The organism is Streptomyces sp. NPDC023838, from assembly GCF_040639555.1.
Taxonomy (GTDB): Bacteria; Actinomycetota; Actinomycetes; order Streptomycetales; family Streptomycetaceae; genus Streptomyces.
Genome location: NZ_JBFAAD010000002.1, coordinates 151744 through 174193, shown reverse-complemented (window position 1 = coordinate 174193; position 22450 = coordinate 151744). Strand labels below are relative to the sequence as shown.

Annotated in this window: 22 protein-coding genes and 7 tRNA genes; 19 read left to right on the top strand and 10 right to left on the bottom strand. The window is 73.5% G+C overall.

Features of this window, described 5'->3' with window-relative positions; all coding sequences use genetic code 11:
* The first annotated feature begins 41 nt into the window (after window positions 1–41).
* The 6 genes from AB0G17_RS03045 (at window position 42) to AB0G17_RS03020 (ending at window position 9249) form a co-directional block, all read left to right on the top strand.
* Window positions 42–905: a MetQ/NlpA family ABC transporter substrate-binding protein gene (locus AB0G17_RS03045; protein WP_361374860.1), complete on the top strand. Its 864-nt coding sequence runs from the start codon at window positions 42–44 to the stop codon at window positions 903–905.
* Between the two features lie 213 nt (window positions 906–1118).
* Window positions 1119–1775: a GNAT family N-acetyltransferase gene (locus AB0G17_RS03040; RefSeq protein WP_361374858.1), complete on the top strand. Its 657-nt coding sequence runs from the start codon at window positions 1119–1121 to the stop codon at window positions 1773–1775.
* A gap of 113 nt (window positions 1776–1888) precedes the next feature.
* Window positions 1889–3106: a precorrin-6y C5,15-methyltransferase (decarboxylating) subunit CbiE gene (gene cbiE / locus AB0G17_RS03035; RefSeq protein WP_361375324.1), complete on the top strand. Its 1218-nt coding sequence runs from the start codon at window positions 1889–1891 to the stop codon at window positions 3104–3106.
* A 336-nt stretch (window positions 3107–3442) separates the two neighbouring features.
* Window positions 3443–6997 (top strand): nicotinate-nucleotide--dimethylbenzimidazole phosphoribosyltransferase, encoded by a 3555-nt coding sequence (cobT, locus tag AB0G17_RS03030; protein ID WP_361374856.1) that lies wholly within the window; start codon window positions 3443–3445, stop codon window positions 6995–6997.
* Between the two features lie 142 nt (window positions 6998–7139).
* Entirely contained in the window at window positions 7140–8369 is a 1230-nt protein-coding gene (cobA, locus tag AB0G17_RS03025) for a uroporphyrinogen-III C-methyltransferase (RefSeq protein WP_361374854.1), read from the top strand.
* 64 nt (window positions 8370–8433) lie between these two features.
* Window positions 8434–9249 carry an RNA methyltransferase gene (locus AB0G17_RS03020; RefSeq protein WP_361374852.1) on the top strand — a complete coding sequence of 272 codons (816 nt, stop codon included), beginning with the start codon at window positions 8434–8436 and terminating at the stop codon, window positions 9247–9249.
* Window positions 9250–9607: 358 nt separating this feature from the next.
* Here the strand turns inward: AB0G17_RS03020 and AB0G17_RS03015 are convergent, their stop codons facing one another.
* Window positions 9608–10828, bottom strand: coding sequence for a protein kinase (locus tag AB0G17_RS03015; protein ID WP_361374850.1), 1221 nt, complete (start codon window positions 10826–10828; stop codon window positions 9608–9610).
* Window positions 10829–11029: 201 nt separating this feature from the next.
* Here AB0G17_RS03015 and AB0G17_RS03010 point away from each other — a divergent pair, with 201 nt between their 5' ends.
* From AB0G17_RS03010 to AB0G17_RS02995, 4 genes are all read left to right on the top strand, one after another.
* Window positions 11030–11296 carry a hypothetical protein gene (locus AB0G17_RS03010; protein WP_190089580.1) on the top strand — a complete coding sequence of 89 codons (267 nt, stop codon included), beginning with the start codon at window positions 11030–11032 and terminating at the stop codon, window positions 11294–11296.
* A gap of 187 nt (window positions 11297–11483) precedes the next feature.
* Window positions 11484–11693, top strand: coding sequence for a hypothetical protein (locus tag AB0G17_RS03005; RefSeq protein ID WP_361374848.1), 210 nt, complete (start codon window positions 11484–11486; stop codon window positions 11691–11693).
* A 342-nt stretch (window positions 11694–12035) separates the two neighbouring features.
* Entirely contained in the window at window positions 12036–13124 is a 1089-nt protein-coding gene (locus tag AB0G17_RS03000) for an aminoglycoside phosphotransferase family protein (protein WP_361374846.1), read from the top strand.
* 60 nt (window positions 13125–13184) lie between these two features.
* Window positions 13185–13508 (top strand): zf-TFIIB domain-containing protein, encoded by a 324-nt coding sequence (locus AB0G17_RS02995; RefSeq protein ID WP_361374844.1) that lies wholly within the window; start codon window positions 13185–13187, stop codon window positions 13506–13508.
* A gap of 84 nt (window positions 13509–13592) precedes the next feature.
* Here AB0G17_RS02995 and AB0G17_RS02990 read toward each other — a convergent pair.
* From AB0G17_RS02990 to AB0G17_RS02970, 5 genes are all read right to left on the bottom strand, one after another.
* Window positions 13593–13664: transfer RNA gene (locus tag AB0G17_RS02990), tRNA-Val, on the bottom strand.
* A gap of 49 nt (window positions 13665–13713) precedes the next feature.
* A tRNA-Val gene (locus tag AB0G17_RS02985) sits at window positions 13714–13785 on the bottom strand.
* 27 nt (window positions 13786–13812) lie between these two features.
* A tRNA-Val gene (locus tag AB0G17_RS02980) sits at window positions 13813–13884 on the bottom strand.
* A 1-nt stretch (window position 13885) separates the two neighbouring features.
* Window positions 13886–13959 (bottom strand) — tRNA-Cys (locus tag AB0G17_RS02975).
* A gap of 39 nt (window positions 13960–13998) precedes the next feature.
* Window positions 13999–14071: transfer RNA gene (locus tag AB0G17_RS02970), tRNA-Gly, on the bottom strand.
* Between the two features lie 224 nt (window positions 14072–14295).
* On the opposite strand from AB0G17_RS02970, the gene AB0G17_RS02965 reads away from it, so the two are divergent.
* The 3 genes from AB0G17_RS02965 (at window position 14296) to AB0G17_RS02955 (ending at window position 17187) form a co-directional block, all read left to right on the top strand.
* On the top strand, window positions 14296–15360 hold the full coding sequence (locus AB0G17_RS02965) for a chorismate-binding protein (RefSeq protein ID WP_361374842.1): 1065 nt from the start codon (window positions 14296–14298) through the stop codon (window positions 15358–15360).
* Complete coding sequence (locus AB0G17_RS02960) at window positions 15361–16182, top strand: aminodeoxychorismate lyase (RefSeq protein WP_361374840.1); 822 nt, start codon at window positions 15361–15363, stop codon at window positions 16180–16182.
* Between the two features lie 168 nt (window positions 16183–16350).
* Complete coding sequence (locus tag AB0G17_RS02955) at window positions 16351–17187, top strand: GNAT family N-acetyltransferase (protein ID WP_361374838.1); 837 nt, start codon at window positions 16351–16353, stop codon at window positions 17185–17187.
* A gap of 18 nt (window positions 17188–17205) precedes the next feature.
* On the opposite strand, the gene AB0G17_RS02950 is transcribed toward AB0G17_RS02955, so the two are convergent.
* The gene (locus AB0G17_RS02950) at window positions 17206–17745 is read right to left on the bottom strand and encodes a DsbA family protein (protein WP_361374836.1); all 540 of its coding nucleotides are present in this window, start codon (window positions 17743–17745) and stop codon (window positions 17206–17208) included.
* 155 nt (window positions 17746–17900) lie between these two features.
* On the opposite strand from AB0G17_RS02950, the gene AB0G17_RS02945 reads away from it, so the two are divergent.
* Both AB0G17_RS02945 and AB0G17_RS02940 read left to right on the top strand, forming a co-directional pair.
* The gene (locus AB0G17_RS02945; protein WP_361374834.1) at window positions 17901–18350 is read left to right on the top strand and encodes a hypothetical protein; all 450 of its coding nucleotides are present in this window, start codon (window positions 17901–17903) and stop codon (window positions 18348–18350) included.
* Window positions 18351–18721: 371 nt separating this feature from the next.
* Entirely contained in the window at window positions 18722–18901 is a 180-nt protein-coding gene (locus AB0G17_RS02940; RefSeq protein ID WP_361374832.1) for a hypothetical protein, read from the top strand.
* Window positions 18902–18930: 29 nt separating this feature from the next.
* Here the strand turns inward: AB0G17_RS02940 and AB0G17_RS02935 are convergent, their stop codons facing one another.
* Both AB0G17_RS02935 and AB0G17_RS02930 read right to left on the bottom strand, forming a co-directional pair.
* Window positions 18931–19488, bottom strand: coding sequence for a CGNR zinc finger domain-containing protein (locus AB0G17_RS02935; RefSeq protein WP_361374830.1), 558 nt, complete (start codon window positions 19486–19488; stop codon window positions 18931–18933).
* Window positions 19489–19694: 206 nt separating this feature from the next.
* Window positions 19695–20108 carry an SsgA family sporulation/cell division regulator gene (locus AB0G17_RS02930; protein WP_003987206.1) on the bottom strand — a complete coding sequence of 138 codons (414 nt, stop codon included), beginning with the start codon at window positions 20106–20108 and terminating at the stop codon, window positions 19695–19697.
* 190 nt (window positions 20109–20298) lie between these two features.
* On the opposite strand from AB0G17_RS02930, the gene AB0G17_RS02925 reads away from it, so the two are divergent.
* From AB0G17_RS02925 to AB0G17_RS02910, 4 genes are all read left to right on the top strand, one after another.
* Complete coding sequence (locus tag AB0G17_RS02925) at window positions 20299–20709, top strand: TIGR02611 family protein (protein WP_361374828.1); 411 nt, start codon at window positions 20299–20301, stop codon at window positions 20707–20709.
* Window positions 20710–20773: 64 nt separating this feature from the next.
* A tRNA-Val gene (locus tag AB0G17_RS02920) sits at window positions 20774–20845 on the top strand.
* Between the two features lie 108 nt (window positions 20846–20953).
* The gene (locus AB0G17_RS02915; protein WP_361374826.1) at window positions 20954–21415 is read left to right on the top strand and encodes an SRPBCC family protein; all 462 of its coding nucleotides are present in this window, start codon (window positions 20954–20956) and stop codon (window positions 21413–21415) included.
* 39 nt (window positions 21416–21454) lie between these two features.
* Window positions 21455–21526 (top strand) — tRNA-Val (locus AB0G17_RS02910).
* Between the two features lie 63 nt (window positions 21527–21589).
* On the opposite strand, the gene AB0G17_RS02905 is transcribed toward AB0G17_RS02910, so the two are convergent.
* Entirely contained in the window at window positions 21590–22315 is a 726-nt protein-coding gene (locus tag AB0G17_RS02905; RefSeq protein WP_361374824.1) for a 3'-5' exonuclease, read from the bottom strand.
* Window positions 22316–22450 lie beyond the last annotated feature (135 nt).

Sequence of the window (22450 nt, the reverse complement as noted above, 5' to 3'; positions counted from 1 at the left end):
GTCCGGGCGCTCACCCGCACCACCAGAAAGAGGCACTTTTCGTGCGTAAGAACATCAAGATCACCGCTGCTGCCGCCGCCACCGCCGCCCTCGCCTTCGGCCTCACCGCCTGCGGCACGGCCTCCGACCCCAAGTCGTCCTCGGCCAAGGGCGCCTCGGCCGACGCCTCCCAGGCGCTCGTCGTCGCCGCGTCCCCGACGCCGCACGCCGACATCCTCGACTTCGTGAAGAAGAACCTGGCGCAGAAGGCCGGACTCAAGCTGGAGGTGAAGGAGTTCACGGACTACGTCCTGCCGAACACCGCCACCCAGCAGGGCCAGGTCGACGCCAACTTCTTCCAGCACAAGCCCTACCTGGACGACTTCAACAAGAAGAACCACACCACCATCGTCCCGGTGGTGAACGTGGAGCTGGAGCCGCTCGGCCTCTACTCCAAGAAGGTCAAGTCCGCCAAGGAGCTCACCTCCGGGCAGACGGTCGCCGTCCCGAACGACACCACCAACGAGGGCCGCGCGCTCCAACTGCTCGCGGGCAACGGCCTGATCACCCTCAAGGACGGCGTCGGCACCTCCGCCAAGCTCTCCGACATCAAGGACAGCAAGGGCCTGAAGTTCAAGGAGATCGAGGCCGCCACGCTGCCCCGCGCCCTGAACGACGTCGACGCCGCGGTCATCAACGGCAACTACGCCATCGAGGCCAAGCTCAGCCCGGCCAAGGACGCGCTCGTCCTGGAGAAGGCGGACGGCAACCCGTACGCCAACTTCCTCGCCGTCAAGAAGGGCAACGAGAGCGACCCGCGGATCCAGAAGCTCGCCAAGCTCCTCAACTCCGACGAGGTCAAGAAGTTCATCCAGGACAAGTACCAGGGCTCGGTCGTCCCGGCCTTCGGCGCCGTCCAGTCCTGAACCTCGGGCTCCGGTCCTGAACCGTCGGGCTCCGGGCCGTCAAGTCCCGACCCCCGCCGGTCAGTTCCCGCCAACCACGCCGGGGCCCCGCACACCACACGGTGTGCGGGGCCCCGGCGTCCGCGTCCCCGCACCAGGCCTCACCCCGGCCATGCACATCCCCGTACCGATGCTGCATGCTGTGCCTTTACGGCCTGACGACCGTCCCCCGGCATGGAGCGGCACATGACTACCCCGACCCCGGTGTTCCCGGACATCTCCATCAGCACGGACCGGCTGGTGCTGCGCGCCTTCGACGAGGACGACGTCCCGGCGCACATCGAGATGATGAACGACGAGCACGTCATCGCCTGGACCTCCGTGCCCCACCCCTACACGGCCCGCGACGCCCTGGAGTTCGTCCGGCTGCACGCCCCCGCCGAGCGCACCTCGGGGCGGGGCATCGTCTTCGCCGTCACCGAGTTCCTCACCCAGCGCCTGGTCGGCGTCGTCCATCTGCAGAACACCAACTGGCGCACCCTGGCCACCGAGGTCGGCTACGTCATCGCCCCCTGGGCGCGCGGCGAGGGCTATGCCACCGAGGCCGTGCTCGCCGCCGCGCAGTGGCTCTTCCGCGACCAGCGCTTCGAGCGCATCGAGCTGCGCACCGCCGCCGACAACACCGCCTCCCAGCAGGTCGCCCAGAAGATCGGCTGCATCAGCGAGGGCGTGCTGCGCAACGCCTGGATAGCGCGGACGCAGACGGAGGACGGCGGCTGGGCGGACATCCGCACCGACCTGATCGTGTGGAGTCTGCTCCCCGAGGACCTGGATGGCGTCGCCGACCAGCTCGCGGACGCCGGATACGCCTCCTTCGCCGACTGGAACTGACCCAAGACCGCCCCCGCTCGCCCGCCCCCGCCCCCGCCGCACCAGGTACCCTCACCGTGGCCGGGCCCACCGGGGCCGCCCCGACCTGCGACAACTCCAGGAGACTGACGACGATGGCCGACCGCGTCACGGTGATCGGCTGGGACGGCTCGCCGCTCACCCCGGCGGCCAGGTCCGCGCTGTCCGCCGCCACCCTGGTGGCCGGCGCCGCCCACCATCTGGCGCTGCCCGAAGTACCCCCGCGCGCCGAGCGGATCCGGCTCGGCAGCGTCGACCTCGCCGCCCGCCGCATCGCCGGCCACCGCGGCAGCGCGGTCGTCCTGGCCGACGGGGACCCCGGCTTCTTCGGCGTCGTCCGCACCCTGCGCGCCCCCGAGCACGGCCTGGAAGTCGAAGTGGTGCCCGCCGTCTCGGCCGTGGCCGCCGCGTTCGCCCGGGCCGGGATGCCCTGGGACGACGCCCAGATCGTCGTCGCCCACCGCCGCACCCTGCGCCGGGCCGTCAACGTGTGCCGGGCGCACCCCAAGGTCGCCGTCCTCACCTCACCGGGCGCCGGGCCCGCCGAGCTCGCCCTGCTCCTCGAAGGCGTCCACCGCACCTTCGTCATCTGCGAGGAGCTCGGCAGCGACCGCGAGCAGGTCACCGTCCTCACCTCCGACAAGGTCGCCGACCACGCCTGGCGCGACCCCAACCTGGTCATCGTGATCGGCGGCGGCCACGGCACCCTGCCGGGCGCCGGCTGGATCGCCGGACGCGACCCGGGCCACCCGCGCCAGGTGCGCGGCTGGGCACTGCCCGCGCACGCGTACGGGGGCGGGCTCGGCCCGGGCGAATCGGCCGGTCTGCGCGCCGCCCAGCTGGCCCGGCTCGGCCCGCGCACCGGCGACCTCGTCTGGGACATCGGCTGCGGCAGCGGCGCGCTCGCCGCCGAAGCCGCCCAATTCGGGGCCGCCGTCATCGCCGTCGACGCCGACCCGGACGCCTGCGCCCGCACCGAGGCCGCCGCACGCGGCTTCGGCGTCCAGCTCCAAGTGGTCGCGGGCCGCGCCCCGCACGTACTGGAATCGCTGCCCGAGCCCGACGTCGTGCGCGTCGGCGGCGGGGGAGCGGAGGTCGTCTCCGCCTGCGCCGACCGCCGCCCGGAGCGGATCGTCGCGCACGCCACCACCCGCGACGGCGCCGAGGCGATCGGAGCCGCCCTGGAGGCCGGCGGATACGACGTGGAGTGCGCCCTCCTCCAGTCCGTGGAGCTGGACACGAGCGTCTGGTCGGAACGCGAACGCTCGGTCGCATTCCTGCTCTCCGGAAGGCGCCGGGAAAGGTCCCCGTGATCTCTCCGGCGTGTCGTCCGAGGTAGGCTGGCCGACTGTTGTACCGCACCGGGCCGTTCGGCGCTACGTTCGTCAATGTCCGGAATGGGAACCCGGTTTGGGGCCCTGTCGCGGTACGTCGGATCCCGGGGAAGCGCAACGTGGCGCACCCCACACGTTCCGTGGCCGAGACGGGGCGCCAGGTCGGCGATCTCCCGCGAGAATGCTGTGTGTTCGCGGGCCGTTCGCACCGCGCGGCGTGCCCGCTCGTTCTTGTTGACGGGTGCGGGGCGCGCCTTGCGTGGGCGGTCCCCGGGCGCAGGCCGAAGAAGCACTACAGATGGGCGAGGGGTACGCATGACTGACACCGGCCAGGTCCCGGGCGAGGGGCTGCCGGAGGACGCAGGCATGGTGGAGCAGCCGGGCGTCCCCGCTCCCGGCGCGTACACCTTCCTCGACCCCTCCGACGGTTCGGCGCTCGGTGCGGACGACGACGACCTCCTGCTGATGCCCGGCGCCCAGGGCGCCTGGATCGACCCGCAGTCCGCGCCCGCCCCGCTCGCGGCCCCCGTGCCGGTGCCGTCCCCGGCGCACGGCGCCCACGCCGCCCCCGCCCCGGAGCAGCAGGCCGAGCCCGGCGCCCACGAGGCCGGCGGACGCGACTCCGGCTCGGTGGACCTCGGCGCCGTCCGCACCGCGTCCGCGACGCCCCCGCCCGCGCGCCGCCCGCTGCACCTGAGCCCGCCCGTGCCGGACGCCACCGGCGGTGTCGTACGGTCGCTGGCCGACCGCGGCCCGGCCGCCGGCGCTCAGACCACGCCCGCCCCCGCGCCCGCCCCCGGCCCGGCGACCACCGGCCCCGAGTACCTGGACGTGCCCCGCGAGGAGGCGGCCGCGCCGGTGTCCGCCCCGCAGCTGAGCGAGCTCCCGCCGCAGGGTGCGACGCCGTGGGAGCCCGTGGCGCCGCAGGAGGCGGCGGAGGCCGTGGCGGTACCGGAACCGCGGCCCGCGCCGCAGCCGGTCGAGGGCGTCCGGCAGGCCGAGCCCGTACCGGCCGAGGCCGCCCAGCCGCAGGCCGTGCAGCCCCAGCCGTCCCTCGCGCAGCCTGAACCCCAGCAGTCACCGAACGGCCTGGTCAGCGCCGCAGAAACGGTCGTCCCGGAGGAGCTCGCGCCGGTCGGCGCGCCGGTGGGCGCGCCCGCCCACGCGGTCGCGGCCGAGCAGCCGTCGCCGGTCGCGGCCCCCGTCGCGCCGGTCTCGCCCGTGGTGCCCGCGGAGGCCGTACAGCCGCCCGCCGTCGGTCAGTTCGTCCCGGTGGAGGGCTCGGTTCCGACCGGCCCGCATCTGGCCCCCTCGCCGGTGGAGCCGGTCGCGCCCGCCGCCGAGCACGCTCCCGTGCCGGCGCCCGAGCCCGTCCCGGCGCCCGCCGCCGAGCCGGTGGCCGAGCCGGTCGTGGCCGTCGTGCCGACGGAGCCGCCGGCGCAGGCTGCCCCGCAGCCGCCGCACGCCCCTCAGCCCGAGCAGGCCGCCCAGCCGTCGCAGCCCTCCCAGCCCGAGGGACCGGTGGTCGAGGTTGCCGCCGAGGCCGTGCCGCCGGTGGCGCTCGTGGCCGCGAGCCCTGTCGCCGTGGCGGCTGACGAGGCCGGGGACGCGGTCACCGAGCCCGTCGCCGCCGCCCCGCAGCCGGTCGCCGAGGCCGTCGCCCCGGCCGCCGCGACGCCGGAGGCCGTGGTCGTGGAGCCGGCGGAGTCGCCCGCGCCCGCCGAGCCGGTGGACGTCCAGGAGCAGGCCCAGGCCCAGGAGCACGCCCCGGTGCAGGTCCAGGTGCAGGAGCACGACGCGGCGCAGCCGCAGGCCGTGCCCGCCCCGGCCGCCGCGACACCGGTCGTCCCCGTCCCCCGTTCCGAGTCCGTCCCGCAGCCGCAGCCCGAGACCGTCCCGGCGGCCCCCGAGGCCCCCGCCGCCGTGCTGGTCACGGACGAGCCCGAGCCGCCGGTCGCGGAGGCCGGGCAGACCGCGCCCGCTCCCGTGATCATCGAGGACGACGCGGACGAGGACGCGACCGAGGAGCTCGCCCCGGCCGCCGAGGACGCCGAGCAGGGCGAGCCCCTCCGGGCCGACGCGGCCCCGGCCGCCGAGAGCGCCGAGTCGGAGGGCGAGGACGTCTACGCCGAGCCGGGCGCCCCGGCCCCCGGGTACGCCGACGCCGAGCGCGAGGCCGTGCTGCGCGTGATGCGCGAGCGGCGCGACATCCGCAACGGCTTCCGCAGCGACCCCATCCCGCACGAGGTGCTGCTGCGCGTCCTGGAGGCCGCGCACACCGCCCCGAGCGTGGGCCACTCGCAGCCCTGGGACTTCGTGGTCATCCGGTCCGCCGAGACCCGTCGCACCATGCACGAGCTCGCCCAGCGCCAGCGCGACGCGTACGCGAAGTCACTGCCCAAGGGCCGGGCCAAGCAGTTCAAGGAACTGAAGATCGAGGCCATCCTCGACACCCCGGTGAACATCGTGGTCACCGCCGACCCCACCCGCGGCGGCCGCCACACCCTGGGCCGCTACACCCAGCCGCAGATGGCCCCGTACTCCTCGGCGCTCGCCGTCGAGAACCTGTGGCTCGCCGCCCGCGCCGAGGGCCTCGGCGTCGGCTGGGTCAGCTTCTTCGACGAGCGCGAGATGGTCCGCTCGCTCGGCCTGCCGGAGCACCTGGAGGTCGTCGCGTACCTCTGCGTGGGGTACGTGGACGAGTTCCCGGAGGAGCCCGAGCTGATGCAGGCGGGCTGGTCCAAGCGGCGCCCGCTGTCCTGGGTCGTCCACGAGGAGACGTACGGCCGCCGCGCCCTGCCCGGCGAGGACCCGCACGACCTGCTCCAGGAGACCGTGGCGGGCATCCGCCCGCTGGACGCCAAGGCGCTCGGCGAGGCGTGGGAGCGGCAGAAGCGGATGACCAAGCCGGCCGGCGCGCTCGGGATGCTGGAGATCATCTCCGCGCAGCTCAGCGGACTTTCGCGCAAGTGCCCGCCGCCGATCCCGGAGCCCGCCGCCGTGGCGATCTTCGCGGGCGACCACGGGGTGCACGCCCAGGGCGTCACGCCCTGGCCGCAGGAGGTCACCGGCCAGATGGTGGCCAACTTCCTGGGCGGCGGCGCGGTCTGCAACGCGTTCGCCAACCAGGTCGGCGCCGAGGTCTGCGTCATCGACGTGGGCGTGGCCGGCGAACTCCCGGCCACCCCGGGGCTGCTGCCCCGCAAGGTGCGCCCGGGTACCGGCGACATGACGACCGGGCCCGCCATGACCCGCGAGGAGGTCGTCGCCGCCGTCGAGGTGGGCATCGAGACCGCCCGCGACCTGGTGGCGGCGGGCAACAAGGCGCTGCTGACCGGCGAGATGGGCATCGCCAACACCACGGTGTCGGCCGCCCTGATCTCCCTGTACACGGGCGTCGACCCGGCCGAGGTCACCGGCCGCGGCACCGGCATCAACGACGAGACGCACGCCCGCAAGGTCGACGTGGTCCGCCGCGCCCTGGAGCTGCACAGCCCCGACCCGGCCGACCCGATCGGCGTCCTCGCCGGGATCGGCGGCCTGGAGCACGCGGCCATGGTCGGCTTCATCCTCGGCGGCGCCTCGCTGCGTACGCCGGTGATCCTGGACGGTGTGAGCGCGGGCGCGGCGGCGCTGGTCGCCCGGGCCATCGCACCCGAGGCCCTGGCGGCGTGCATCGCGGGCCACCGCAGCGCGGAGCCCGGCCATGCGGCGGCCCTGAACAAGCTGGGCCTGCGCCCGCTGGTCGACCTGGACCTGCGGCTGGGCGAGGGCACCGGTGCCCTGCTCGCGCTGCCGCTGGTGCAGAGCGCGGCTCGCGCGATGCACGAGGTCGCGACCTTCGACTCGGCCGGAGTTACCGAGAAGTAACCGCTGTCGTACCCGGTGTGCCCGCCCGTTCCGCAGTACGGAACGGGCGGCGCACCGGGCGACGGTCCGCAGACAATGGGGTCCGGGGGACGCCCCCTTCCTCCGACGACGCCCGCCGACGCCGCACCAGGAGCCACCCGCCATGGCAGAACACCCCGCGTACCCCGTAGGCCTGCGCCTCACCGGCCGCCGCGTCGTCGTCATCGGCGGCGGCCAGGTCGCCCAGCGCCGCCTCCCCGCCCTGATCGCGGCCGGCGCCGAGGTCGTCCTGGTCTCCCCGGGCGCCACCCCCTCCGTGGAGGCGATGGCGGACACCGGTGAGATCACCTGGCACCGCCGTCCGTACGAGGAGGGCGACCTCGCCGACGCCTGGTACGCGCTGATCGCCAGCAGCGACGCCGAGGCCAACCGGCTCGCCTCCGCCGAGGCCGAGCGCCATCGCGTCTGGTGCGTGCGCTCCGACGACGCGACCCAGGCCACCGCCTGGACCCCGGCCACCGGCCGCACCGAGGGCGTCACGGTCGCCGTCCTCACCGGCGGCGCCCCCGACCCCCGCCGCACCGCCGCCATCCGTGACGCGGTGGTGGAGGGCCTGCGCGACGGCACCCTGGTGGCCCCGCACCACCGCACCCGTACCCCGGGCGTCGCCCTGGTCGGCGGTGGCCCGGGCGACCCGGACCTGATCACCGTGCGCGGCCGCCGGCTGCTCGCCGAGGCCGATGTCGTCATCGCCGACCGGCTCGGCCCGCGCGACCTGCTCGACGAACTCCCGCCGCACGTCGAGGTGATCGACGCCGCGAAGATCCCGTACGGCCGGTTCATGGCCCAGGAGGCCATCAACAACGCGCTGATCGAGCACGCCAAGGCGGGCAAGGCGGTGGTCCGGCTCAAGGGCGGCGACCCGTACGTCTTCGGCCGCGGCATGGAGGAGCTCCACGCGCTCGCCGAGGCGGGCATCCCGTGCACGGTCGTCCCCGGTATCTCCAGCTCCATCTCGGTGCCGGGCGCGGCCGGGATCCCGGTCACCCACCGGGGCGTGGCGCATGAGTTCACCGTGGTCAGCGGGCATGTGGCCCCCGACGACGCGCGCTCGCTCGTCGACTGGGAGGCGCTCGCCCGGCTGACCGGCACGCTGGTGATCCTGATGGGCGTCGACAAGATCGGCGCGATCGCCCGGACGCTGATCGCGCACGGCAAGAACCCCGACACCCCGGTGGCCCTGGTCCAGGAGGGCACCACCGCGGCCCAGCGCCGGGTCGACGCGACCCTCGCGACGGTGGGGGAGACTGTGACCACGCAGGACGTACGGCCGCCCGCCGTCATCGTGATCGGTGACGTGGTCGCCGTGGGTCCCGCGCTCCCGACCACGTAACCCGCGGTAACGGATCTCGGTCCGGGCCGTTGGCACCACACCCAGGACAAGGCAGTATCACCCTGTGGCTGATCTCATCACCATCGACGACCCCGACGACCCGCGCCTGCGCGACTACACGGGCCTGACCGACGTCGAGCTGCGGCGCAAGCGCGAGCCCGCCGAGGGCCTGTTCATCGCCGAGGGCGAGAAGGTCATCCGGCGGGCCAAGGACGCCGGTTACGAGATGCGGTCCATGCTGCTCTCCGCCAAGTGGGTCGACGTCATGCGCGACGTCATCGACGAACTCCCCGCGCCGGTCTACGCGGTCAGCCCCGACCTCGCCGAGCGCGTCACCGGCTACCACGTGCACCGCGGCGCCCTCGCCTCGATGCAGCGCAAGCCGCTGCCGACCGCGGAGGAGATCCTGGCGACGACCCGCCGGGTCGCGGTGATGGAAGCCGTGAACGACCACACGAACATCGGCGCGATCTTCCGCAGCGCCGCCGCCCTCGGCATGGACGCCGTGCTGCTCTCGCCGGACTGCGCCGACCCGCTCTACCGCCGCTCGGTGAAGGTCTCCATGGGCGCGGTCTTCTCCGTCCCGTACGCGCGACTGGAGTCCTGGCCCAAGGGGCTGGCGACCGTGCGCGAGGCGGGCTTCCGGCTGCTCGCCCTCACCCCGGACGAGAAGGCCTCCGCCATCGACGAGGCGGCGCCCCACCGGCTGGACAAGGTGGCCCTGATGCTCGGCGCGGAGGGCGAAGGCCTCTCCACCCAGGCCCTGATGGCGGCCGACGAATGGGTCCGCATCCCGATGGCCCACGGCGTCGACTCGCTCAACGTGGGCGCGGCCGCGGCGGTGGCCTTCTACGCGGTGGCGACGGGCCGCCCGGAGTAGCACGCCGCAGGGTGATGTCCCCGCAGGGGCGCACCCGACGGGCCGCCCCGAGTAGCGCGCCCTGCGGGGTGATCGCGCCGCAGGGGCGCACTCAAGCGTCGCGGGGCTGTGACATGTGCGGCTCCGCCGCGTGGGCGCGACCAGCCACCGACGGCCCGCAGCCGCGAAGCAACCGCCAGGCCCCTAGGGCCTGTCGTCAAATTCCCGTCTGTCCTGCGACGCCTGGCACGCACTCTCGCCGCACCGGGCGAAAGCCCGCGTACGTCCAGTACGAGGGCTCTCGCCCGGCGCGCCGAGAGCACGCACCAGACGCCGCCGGACCGCCCTTCGGGCGACGACGGGAATGTGACGACAGGCCCTAGAGCTGCTGCGCGGCGGCGATCCCGAGCGCCACGATCAGCGTGACGACGAAGAACACGATGAGCCGCTGCCGCAACAGCCGGGGGTTGGCCGGGCGCAGCCGTCCCGTGCCGGTCCGGGCACCCGGACGCGTGCCGGGCCGGCCGTTCGTCCCGTTGGTACGGCTCGCCGGGCGCGCCCCGCTGCGCGGCGCGGGCGCCCGCGAGCCCCCGGTGCGCGGCGCCGAGGGCCGCGAGGCCCCCCGCTGCCCGGCCCCCGTACCCCGCCCGGTGTCGGTGTAGCGCTGGGTGCGCTCGTCGTGCTCGTACCGCTCGGTGCGCTCGTTCAGCCGCCCGGTGGGGCGCTCCGCCTCGGAGCGGTCGCGCTGGGCGGGCGGGCGCGCGTCCAGGCCGCCGCCCTGCGCCTCCCGCGCCGCGATCTCCTTGAGCCGCATCGAGAGCTGGAGCGTGCTGGGACGCTCCTCGGGGTCCTTGGCCAGACAGGCCCGCACCAGCGGCGCCAGCGCGTCCGGCACCCCGTGCAGCTGCGGCTCCTCGTGCACGACGCGGTAGAGCATGACCTCCGAACTGCCGTGCCCGAAGGGCGAGTCGCCCATCGCCGCGTACGCCAGCGTCGCGCCCAGCGAGAAGACGTCCGTGGCGGGCGTGACCGCCGCGCCGCGCACCTGCTCGGGCGCGAGGAAGCCCGGCGAGCCCACCGCCGTGCCGACGTGCGTCAGCGTGGAGGCGCCGGTCGCCCAGGCGATGCCGAAGTCGATGATCCGGGGGCCCTTGGGGGAGAGCAGGATGTTGGAGGGCTTGAGGTCCCGGTGCACCACACCGGCCTCGTGCACCGCCACCAGGCCCTCGGAGAGCGCGGCGCCCACCGCGGCGGCCTCGGCCGCGGCCAGCGGGCCCTCCTCGGCGACCTTGTCGTGGAGCGAGGGGCCCGGCACGTACTGCGTCGCGAACCAGGGGCGGTCGGCCTCCAGGTCGGCCGCGACCAGCCGGGCCGTGCAGCCGCCGCGGATGCGCCGGGCCGCCGACACCTCGCGGGCGAAGCGCGAACGGAACTCCTGGTCCTCCGCGAGGTCGGGCCGGATCACCTTCAGCGCGACCCGCTGGCCGCGCCGGTCGGAGCCGAGGTAGACGACACCCATGCCACCCGCGCCGAGGCGCCGGTGGAGCCGGAACGAGCCGACGACACGCGGGTCCTCGCGCCGGAGCCGCATCATCGCCATTTTCATCCCCGCTGCCCGGTCCTGTTGACGTGGCACAGCTTACGTACCCCCGGGCCGGTGTGCTCATAGGCCGCGCCCTCACTCACCGATCGATTGTCAGTGCCCGGTGGGAAACTTGAGGAGTGGTCAGCAAGCCGCCGTGCGTGGCGTGCCGACGAGAGCGTGATCTCAACGATCCGTCGCAGAAGGGGGATTGGATCAGTGAAGGGTGACCGCGTGGAGATAGTCGTGGACGCGGGTGACACGACACGGACGTACGAAGTGGTGGCAAGCCGGGCGGGTCGCAGGGTGGAGACGGCGGTCCGCAGAGGGGTGGTGGAAGTGAGCGAAGTCACCCGCAGTGGCACCGTGGTGCGCACCGCGCGCTTCATGGCGAACCGGGTCCTGGCCCTGGTCGAACAGCCCGTCCCCCGGGAGGACGCGTCGGAGGCGCAGGCCCGTCCCCTCCGGGAAGACCCCAAGTCCTAGGACCGCGTCTCCACCCAGGGGAGTAGGAGAGTGAGGGTCCACTCATCCCCTGGGAGGCCCGGTAATCGGTACGAGGGCATGACGACCGGGGTGCGCCGTTTCCCTAATGTTGAGGTCAAGCGGCGGGCGCAGCACTCGTCCCCCGAGGTCAGACGCCCGCCGCTGTCAATGCGACAGGAGAGGGACCATGGCGGACATGGCAACGCGGACGGTTTTCCGCACGCGGGGACGCAAGGCTTACGCCGCAGCGTTCGGCGCCCGCCGGTCCGGTCCGCGCCACCCCTTGGTGGCGACGGCCATGGCCCTTCCCCTGGCGGCCCTGCTGACAGTCGTCTTCGGCGGCTGGGACGCGGTGGTCACACAAGCGTCGTCCGTGGGCGTGATGCTGGGGCGCTGAGCGGCGCCCTGGACCCGGTAGAGCGGACCGGGTCGGGGACATCCGGCCATTTTCAGCCCCGTGGGGACGGGGGTGCGGCGGACGGCAGAAAAAAGGCGTTGCCCGGACGGCTGGGGAGCCGTCCGGGCAACGCCTTTTGTACGGGCGGGGGGTGCGCCGCCGGCCCGGTGGTTCGGCTGCGGGCTGGTCTGTGGCTGGTCGCGCAGTTCCCCGCGCCGAAGCCGACCGGGCCCACCGGACAGGCCCTGGGGCGCGCTACCGCGCCAGGACTTCCATCCGCCGGGCACCTCCGCAGATGGGCCCTCCCAGCCATCGCAGGCCGAACCGTACGCTGGGGGACCCATGCCCCACTCACTTGTCGCTTCCCTGGCCGCGGCCGCCCGCACGGCGGCCCACCGCACAGCACCCCGCCACCCGTGCGGCGCGTGTGCGGCGGCCGAGCGCGAGCCGGGGGACGGGCCGCACACCCCCGGTACCGAAGTCCTCGCGGACCGCCCGGACGGGACCGTCGTCCGGCACGGACACGTCGTGGCCAAGGCGCATGCCCCCGACACGGACCGGGCCGCGCTCGACGTCCGCCTGGCCGTCGCCGCACATCCCCTCCTGCACGGCGTGCTGCTGGCACCCCTCCAGCAAGCCCCGGTCGGGACCTCCGTCCCGTCCGCCCCCGTCCCCCCAAGGGGTGGGGGGAACTGCGCGCCCAACCCCCACCGGCCCGCAGACGAACGCGCAGCCCTCCTACCGCGCCGCCCCTTCACCCTCTGGCCCCACGGCACCCCCGTAGACCCCACGGACCCCGACAGCGCCCCCTGGCCCGAGGCCGGGCGACTGCTCGCGGACCTGCACCGGGCCCCGACCGACGCGCTGCCCGGGCCGTTGCCCGCCATGCGGGGTCCCGTCAAGGCCGCCCGGGCCGTGGCGCGGATGCGGGGCGCCGGCGTCCGGGGGCCGGCGGCCGACGCCGTGCTGCGGGCCTGGGGGCAACTCCCCGTGTGGGCCCGGGCCGAGACCCCGCACCCCGGCCCGGCCGAGGGCGCCGCCCGGCTCTGCCACGGCGACCTCCACCTCGGCCAGCTCGTGCGGCACCCGGCCGGCACCGGCGACTGGCTGCTCATCGACGTGGACGACTTGGGACTCGGCGACCCCGCCTGGGACTTGGCGCGCCCGGCCGCCTGGTACGCGGCGGGCCTGCTCGACCCGGACGACTGGGCCCGCTTCCTCGCCGCGTACCGGGAAGCGGGCGGCCCCGCCGTCCCCCCTCAGGGCGACCCCTGGGCCCAACTCGACGTGCCCGCCCGCGCCCTGACCGTACAGACGGCGGCCCTGGCCCTCGCCAAGTGCGCGGGCGAGCGCCGTACGCCGGACGAGGCGGAGCTGGCCATGATCGAGAGCTGTACCCGAATCGCAGCACTCCCGCCCGAGTTCCGGTGACCGCGGCCGACGTAGGGTGCTGACTGCCCATCGTAGAAACGGCGAGGAGTTGAGCCGGTCATGCAGTGTCCCAAGTGCCACGCACCGATGCACACGTACAACCGCAACGGTGTCCAGATCGAGCAGTGCAGCGGCTGCCGGGGGATCTTCCTCGACTACGGGGAGCTGGAGTCGCTGACCCGGCTGGAGGCGCAGTGGGTGCAGCAGGCCCCGCCGGCGCCGCCCGCCCCGCAGGCCTACCCCGCGCCCCCGGCCCCGCAGGGGTACCCGGCGCAGGCCCCGCACGCCCCGGCCTGGGGCGCCCCGCAGCACCACGGCGGCCACGGCGGTCACTACGGCCACAAGCGCCACAAGGGCTTCGGCCACATGCTCTTCTCGTCCTGAGCACCTGAGCGGCGCGGCCCCGCACGGCGGGGCCCCTGCACGACGAAGCCCCCGGCCTTCGAGAAGGCCGGGGGCTCCGGGCTGTGCGCGATACTGGGATTGAACCAGTGACCTCTTCCGTGTCAGGGAAGCGCTCTCCCGCTGAGCTAATCGCGCGGGATCGGTCAGAACCATACAGGACGGCTGCGGACCGGGTAGAACTGCGTGCGCGATACTGGGATTGAACCAGTGACCTCTTCCGTGTCAGGGAAGCGCTCTCCCGCTGAGCTAATCGCGCGGGTACAGATCTTCGAAGAAGATCCAGTGGACGATACTGGGATTGAACCAGTGACCTCTTCCGTGTCAGGGAAGCGCTCTCCCGCTGAGCTAATCGTCCTTGGAGGTGGAGACGGGATTTGAACCCGTGTAGACGGCTTTGCAGGCCGTTGCCTCGCCTCTCGGCCACTCCACCAGGAGTGAGAGCAGGGGTTCGGGAAGATCCCCCACATCGAGCGGACGACGAGATTCGAACTCGCGACCCTCACCTTGGCAAGGTGATGCTCTACCAACTGAGCCACGTCCGCTTGTCGTTTCCGTTCCGCTTGCGCGTCCCGGCGACGTGTTGAACTCTAGCGGATTCCCGGGCCAGCACAAAAACGCGTTTCCGCAGCGTGCTGCGGTGTGCCCGGTCCGTACCCGCCGCCGCGCCCGCCCCGGGCCCGGCGTCGTCCCTGGTCCGCGCCCGGTCCACGTCCCGTCCGCGCCCGGTCCGGGGCGGCGGGACGGCGGCCCCCCTAGACTCACAACCGTGCATGACCTCGCTCCTCTGGCCCGTTTCGGCGGGCTTCTCGCCTCCGATCTCCGTGATGTGACCGCCGACCCGGAGGCGCTGGACTCCTCCGGCTTCTGGGCGGTCGCCGCCGACTTCGAGGGCCGTCTCGTCTGTGCCCGCTTCGCGGACGTACGGACCGTCCCCGTCCCCGCGCCCGTCCCGGGCGCCTGGCGCGGGCCCGCAGCCGGTGACTGGACGTCGTCCCTCGACCGCGCCGCGTACACCGCGGGCGTCCGCAGGATCCGCGAGCACATCGCGGCCGGCGAGGTCTACCAGGCGAACCTCTGCCGCGTCCTGACCGCGCCGCTGCCCGACCCGGCCGCCGCCGACGTCGACGCGCTCACCGCCCTGCTCGCCCGGGACAACCCCGCCCCCTTTGCCGGAACGATTCGGCTGCCCGCGCACGGCGTGGAGATCGCCACCGCCTCGCCCGAGCTCTTCCTGCGGCGTACGGGACGGGTCGTCGAGTCCGGGCCCATCAAGGGGACCGGCCGCACGGCCGAGGACCTGCTGGAGAAGGACCACGCCGAGAACGTGATGATCGTCGACCTGGTCCGCAACGACCTGGGGCGGGTCTGCGCCACCGGCTCAGTCACCGTGCCTGAGCTCTGCGCGGTCGAGCCGCACCCCGGACTGGTCCACCTCGTCTCGACCGTCCGCGGGGAACTGCGCGAAGGAGCGGGCTGGCGGGAGCTCCTCGCGGCCGCCTTCCCGCCCGGATCGGTCACCGGGGCGCCCAAGTCCAGCGCACTGCGGATCATCGAGGCGCTGGAGACCGCGCCGCGCGGCCCCTACTGCGGCGGCATCGGCTGGGTCGACGCCGACCGGGGCCGGGCCGAGCTCGCCGTCGGCATACGCACCTTCTGGATCGACCGCCCCCGCGGCGTGCTCCGCTTCGGCACCGGCGCCGGCATCACCTGGGGCTCGGACCCCGAGCGGGAGTGGGCCGAGACCGAGCTGAAGGCGGCGCGGCTGCTCGCGGTAGCGTCGGGCGCGTACGCGCGGACGGACGCGCATACGCCGACGGGAAGGACCGCGTAAATGCAGATATGGGTGAACGGCGGACTGCGGGACGCCGACGCCGCACAGGTGTCCGTCCTCGACCACGGGATGACCGTGGGCGACGGTGTCTTCGAGACGGTGAAGGCGCAGAAGGGGACGACGTTCGCGCTCACCCGCCATCTCGCCCGGATGACCCGCTCGGCCCGTGGCCTGGGGCTGCCCGACCCCGATCTGGACGAGGTCCGCCGCGCCTGCGCCGCCGTCCTCGACGCCAACCCGGTCGCGCTCGGCCGTATGCGGATCACCTACACCGGCGGCCTCTCCCCGCTCGGCTCCGAGCGCGGGGACACCGGCCCGACGCTGGTCGTCGCGGTCGGCGAGACGCGGCGCCGCCCCGACACCACCGCCGTGATCACCGTCCCCTGGACGCGCAACGAGCGCAGCGCCGTCGCCGGGCTCAAGACCACCTCGTACGCCGAGAACGTCGTCGCGCTCGCCCGCGCGCACGGGCAGGGCGCCACCGAGGCCCTCTTCGGCAACACCGTCGGCGCCCTCTGCGAGGGCACCGGCTCCAACGTCTTCGTCGTCCTCGACGGACAGCTGCACACCCCGCCGCTCGCCTCCGGCTGCCTCGCCGGGATCACCCGCGAGCTGGTGGTGGAGTGGACCGGCGCCCAGGAGACCGAGCTGCCCCTGGACGTCCTGGAGAGCGCCGAGGAGGTCTTCCTGACCTCCACCCTCAGGGACGTCCAGGGGGTGCACCTGGTCGACGGGCGAGCCCTGACGGGCACGCCGGGCCCGGTCACCGCGAAGGCGATGCGCGTCTTCGACGAGCGGGCCGCGTCCGACCTCGATCCGTAAGCCGGAACCCGTGGCCCGGAACCCGTAAGCCGGAACCCGTGGCCCGGAACCCGTAAGCCGGAACCCGTGGCCCGGAACCCGTAAGCCGGAACCCGTGGCCCGTAAAAACGCAGGCCGGTCCCGCTAAATCCGGTGACGGACGGCGGCCCGGCCGGTACAACGGCCTTGATGACCACGACCATTCGGCCGACCGGGCCGCTCCAGCAGGGCGCCGACGGCGCCGCCTCCCGTACGTACGACGTCTGCGTGAACAGCAGACGCGTCGGCACCATCACGGTCGCCACCGACGCGGCCTTCGGCCCCGCCATGGGGGTGATCAGCGGCCTGCGCATCGACGGGCCCGACCAGGGCCGCGGCCGGGGGACCGTCGCCGCGCTCGCCGCCGAGGAGGTGCTGCGCGGCTGGGGCTGTACGCAGGTGCGCGTGGCGGTGCCCGCGGGCGCCGTGGCGGCGCTGCGGATGGCCGACGCGCTCGGCTACACCGAACGCAGCCGCAACATGGTCAAGCGGCTGCCCGCCGAGCCGCCCGCCCTGCCCGCCTCGGTCACCGCGCGCCCGATGACCGAGGCCGAGTTCACCGTCTGGCACCACGACGAGCAGGAGAACTACGCCCGCAGCTGGATCGCCCGGGGCATCCCGGCCGACCAGGCCCGCGCCAAGGCCGAGGCCGAGCACCGTGCCCTGCTGCCCCACGGCCTGGCCACATCCGGCGTCCGCCTGGAGGTGCTGGTCAGCGGTGACGCCGTGGTCGGGCACGTCTGGGTGGCCCGCAAGGAGCTGGAGACGGGGCCCGCCGCCTACGTCTACGACGTGGCGGTCGCCGAGGAGCACCGGGGCCGGGGCCACGGCCGGGCCCTGATGCTGCTGGCCGAGCGGGCGGCGCTGGCCGACGGCATGTCCACGCTGGCCCTGCACGTCTTCACCGACAACACCCCGGCCGTGCGGCTCTACCAGTCGCTGGGGTACGAGCCGACCGAGTACAACCGCGCCAAGGCGCTCCTCTAGGAGGCCCAGCCAGGAGGCTCAGCCGCCCAGCAGCCGGTCCGCGATCTCCTGGATGCGCGCGCGCAGGCCCTCCTGGCTCTTGCCGCCGTCCAGACGCTCGCCGTCGATGACGTACGTGGGCGTGCCGGTGACGCCGATCGCCTTGCCCTCGGCCTGGTCGGCGTCGACGATCAGCAGGTGCCGGCCGTCGATGAGGGCGGTGTCGAACTCCTCGGCGTCCAGGCCGAGTTCCCGCGCGGTGTCGAGCAGCACGCGCTCGCCCCGCTCGCCCAGCTGCTCCGTGCGGGCGAGCACCGCCTCCACGTACGGCCAGCCCTGGCCCTGCTCGAACGCCTCCTCGGCGGCCTGGGCGGCGGCGTACGCGTGCTTGTGCTTCTCCAGCGGGAAGTGCCGCAGCCGGATGTCGAGCCGGTCGCCGTACTGGTCCCGCAGGGCGCGGACGTCGTCGAGGGCGGCGTGGCAGTCGGGGCACTGGAGCTCGCACCACACGTCGAGGACGACGGGGGCGGCGGAGCCGGAGGAGGGCTCGGGGGTGGTTGCGGGGGTGGTCTCGCTCATGGGGCCAGTCTTCCAGCCCCGCCCGACGGGCCCCAACCGGGACCTGGGGAGGATCCGTCCCCGAGATCTCCCTGATGTCCTGGCGCACCGTGGCCCGGACGGCCCGGCGCGGTGCAGGATGGAAGGGCCACACCCCCCATGTCTGGAGGAACCGGATGCTTGCCGAGACCGTCTGCTCCGCCGCGTCCGCGGCCGGACTGGGCATCGCCGCCGTCACGGCGTACCGCAAGCGCTTCCTGTCGGCCACGCGGATCGCCGCCTACTCGCTGGTCCCCGTCGCGCTGGTCATGACCGGTGTCGTGGGATGGGTGTCCGGCATCGTGTTCAAGCCGAGCGTCTGGGCGGGCTTCGGCCTGCTCGGCATAGCCTGGCTGCTCTTCTCCGCCACCCGGTTCGTCGAACGGCGCTCCGAGGGCGGCACCCGCAAGGAGCGCAGGGCCGCCGAGGCGGCCGGGGGAGAGGCGATCGCCCCCGCGGCCTCCGCGCCCTCCCTGGGCGCCGGACGCCGGTCCGCCGCACAGCCCGCCCCGAAGGCGAAGGGCAAGCCCGGCGGCGCGGACGACTTCAGCGACATCGAGGCGATCCTGAAGAAGCACGGGATCTGATCACGGGATCAGATCATCCGATACGGAACCCCGGTAGGGGACGCGCACGTGATACGGAACCCGGCGCGGAATCTGAAAGAGCGTCGGAATCTGACACTCCGTAACTTGCCGTCACCGGCCTGAGCGGCGAATTCTCATGGTCATGAATTCCCTTGTACGGAATTCCAGTTGGAGTGAATTCCAGCCAGGGCGGGGGAGCGCTCCCAGGCGCCATTTCGGGCGCCCTCGCGAATTCCCCGCCGGGCGTCCGCCGGTCGCGGGCCCGGGTGGCGCGCGGTGCCGGGCCGGCCCGGCAACATCGAAGTAACTCCCCCTGCGAGTGGGCGTGTTGGCGCGCCGCGGTGCCGCCGCTGGTCCATCATCACCCCGAGATGCTGGACACTTCCCCGGGGCACATCCCCGCGCCGCCCGAAGAACCGCACCCCGCGCCCCCGGCCGACGAGCCGCGCGGCTGCCTCTTCGCCCTTTCGCAGCCACCACTGATGATCTTCCTCGGGGTGATCGGCTGTCTGCTGCTCATGGCGGCCCTGCACGACCTCTACCTGCTGTGACCGGCCGTACGGGAGCACCCCGCCCGAGGTCAGCCCGCCGCTTCCTTGCGCCGGGCCCGGTACGCCGCCACGTGCAGCCGGTTCCCGCAGGTACGGCTGTCGCAGTAGCGGCGCGAACGGTTGCGGGAGAGGTCCACGAAGGCCCGCCCGCAGTCCGGCGCCTCGCACCGGCGCAGCCGCTCCTGCTCGCCCGTCACCACGATGAACGCGAGCGCCATCCCGCCGTCGGCGGCCAGGTGGTCCGCGATCGAGGCGCCGGGCGCGAAGTAGTGGACGTGCCAGTCGTAGCCGTCGTGGTCGGTGAGCTGGGGCGTGGTGCCCGCCTCCGCCACGATCTCGTTGACGAGACCGGCCGCGGCCCGGGCGTCCGGCGCCTCGAAAACACCCGCGAAACGGCTCCGTACGGTCCGTACGCCGGACAGGTCGCGCGCGGTGAGGCTCTCCACGCCGCTGATGGAGTGGTCCCGTACGAAGCCGTACAGCGCCTCGATGTCGGCGAGCCGGTCGGGCTCCTCGCCCTCCGGCGCGGTGTTCACCAGATCGACCACCATGTCGAGGGCGATCCGGGTGTCGTGAGGGATCAGCACGATTCGCTCCCTGGCCTGCTGCGGGCCGGTGCCCGCCGATGCCCGGTGACTCTAGCGGCTCGGGCGCGAGCGCACCGGCGCCCGTCCCGCGGGGGTGTTCGCGGGCCGGGCGCCGGTGGAGTGCCATGCGGTGGGCGTGCCTATGCGGGTGTCCGCGCGGCGCCGTCTCCCCGAGTCGGACGGCGCCGTGCGGTTCTGGGTCTGGCTCAGTTCTCCGCCAGGATGTGCGAGAGCTCCGTGTCCAGATCGAAGTGACGGTGCTCGGTGCCCGGTGGCACCGCGGCGTCGGTCCGCTTGAGGAACGACTCCAGAGCCCGCGCCGGGGCTTCGAGCAGGGCCTCTCCTTCCGGGGAGCTGAGGGCGATGCAGACGACGCCCTGGCCGTGACTGCGCGACGGCCAGACTCTGACGTCGCCGGTACCGGTGGGCCGGTGCAGGCCCTCGGCGAGGAGGTCGCGGGCGAACACCCACTCGACGGTCTCCTCGGCTCCGGTGTGGAAGGTGGCGTGCACGGCGTAGGGATCGGCCGTGTCATACCGCAGGCCCGCGGGTACAGGCAGTGAGGACTCGCTCGACACAACGAGGCGCAGGTGCAGCTCGCAGCTGACCGTGGTGTTCATAAGCGCCAGGGCCTTTCGCTCAGTGTGCGCTCGGGGATTCGCACGTCGGCGAAATCGACATGCCACCTACGGTGCCGTTGTAAACCCCTCTGGCCGTTTTGCGGGTGTTCAGGTAGCTCGTACGGCGGAGTATTACTTTGGGTTATGCGGCCATTCTGGTGAGGGTTCCCGGTCGGGTAGGTTGGAGCACATGAATACGGGGAGTGACGAGCAGGCCGGTGCGTCCGAGGCAGCCCTTGGATCGCGGGCGCCCGCCTTCATCAAGGCGTCCAGGCCGCTGCACCTGAGCTGGCAGGTCGGCGTCTTCGTCGTGGGGCTCGCGGTGGTCGCCGCGGGCATCGTCATGCTTCCGCTGCCGGGACCGGGATGGCTGGTGATCTTCGGCGGCATCGGGATATGGGCGACCGAGTTCGTCTGGGCCCAGCTGGTGCTGCGCTGGACCAAGCGGAAGGTCACCGAGGCCGCCCAGCGGGCCCTGGACCCCAAGGTGCGGCGGCGGAACATCATCCTGACGACCATCGCCCTGGTGATCGTGGCGGCGCTCGCCGCGGTCTACCTCTGGAAGTTCGGCCTCGTCATGCCGTGGAAGATCAACGAGTGACCGGCGGGACCGGCCACCATGGTCAAACGCCCCGCTGACATGCGGTAATGTTTGCGGTGCGCCCGGGCGATTAGCTCAGTGGGAGAGCGCTTCGTTCACACCGAAGAGGTCACTGGTTCGAACCCAGTATCGCCCACCCGGACCGAAGGCCCGGAGATCGACACGATCTCCGGGCCTTCGGCGTTCCCGCAAGTCGGGGCCCCCGCCCGGGTGTACTTCCGCTCCACCGGCGCAGACTCGACCCATGAACCGGAGAACCGCCCGCTGGAGCCACTACCGGTTCCGCAGCGTCTGGCACCTGCCCGCCCCGCCCACCGCCGTCTACGCGGTCCTGGAACGCGCCGAGGACTACCCGCGCTGGTGGCCGCAGGTCCGCGAGGTGACCCCGGTCGACGACCGCACCAGCACCGCCAGGTTCCGCTCCGTCCTGCCCTACGACCTGGTCGTCACCGCCCGCGAGCGGCGCCGCGACGAGGCGGCCGGAATCCTGGAAGTGGCCATGAGCGGCGACCTGGACGGCTGGGCGCGCTGGACGCTGAGCGCGTACGACGGCGGCACGCGCGCGACGTACGAGCAGGAGGTCGAGGTGCGCAAGCCACTGATGCGACGGCTCGCCGTCCCCGGGCGGCCCGTCTTCCTCGCCAACCACGCCCTGATGATGCGCGCCGGCCGGCGGGGACTGACCGACGTCCTGAACGGAGTTTGAACCCAGGCCGCCCGGGCCTGTATGGTTCAGTCCGTTCCCGGGCGATTAGCTCAGTGGGAGAGCGCTTCGTTCACACCGAAGAGGTCACTGGTTCGAACCCAGTATCGCCCACCGGGAGAAGGCCGGTCCGTCATCGACGGACCGGCCTTTCCGCATGTACGGAAGGTCCGCCGGTCACGCCGCCGCGGGCAGCTCCGGTCGCATCGGCCACGCCGGATCCACCGCCTCCGGCGTCCCGTTGCGCGTGAACCACGCCTGCAGGCCCCGAGCCTGGGCCGCGTGCCAGTCCGTCTGGAGAGCGTGGATCTCCGCCGGGGTGAGCCGCTCCAGCCGCGCCGCGAACCGGCGCCCCACCGCCCGTACGACCTCCAGGGCGGCCAGCGCGTCCGCCGCCGCGTCGTGCGCGCTGTCCAGCTCCACCCCGTAGTGCGCGCACAGATCGGTGAGCGTACGACGGCCCTTGCGGTAGCGGTCCAGATGCTTGTCGAGGACCCGCGGATCGAGCACCCGCAGCGGCGCCCCGTCCAGATAGCGCGCCAGCGACGAGGCGCGATGCCGCTTCAACTCCCGGTCCAGCAGCGTCAGGTCGAACGGCGCGTTCATCACCACCAGCGGCCGCCCCGCCGCGCACTCCTCGGCCAGCGCCCTGGCCACCTCCTCCATCACCGGCGCCGGCCACCGCCCGTTGAGCTGGAGGTGCTCGTCGGTCAGACCGTGCACGGCGGTCGCGGCGGCCGGCACCGGTATGCCCGGGTTCACCAGCCAACGGGTCGCCCGGGGCCGCGAACCCGGCCCGTCCTGGACCACCACCGCGGCCGAGACCAGACGGTCCCGCTCCACGTCCACACCCGTCGTCTCCGTGTCGAAAGCGGCCAGGGGGCCTTCGTACCAGCACGTCATGGTTCAACTCCCTTTGTGCCCTTGGCAGATGGCGTGCGTCCCCTGCCCGATTCCGTGATACCCGGGCCGTTTGCGCCGTACGCCCTCCGGCAACAACACAGGTGACGGGCCCGCAAGTTGACGGAAGGCGTACGA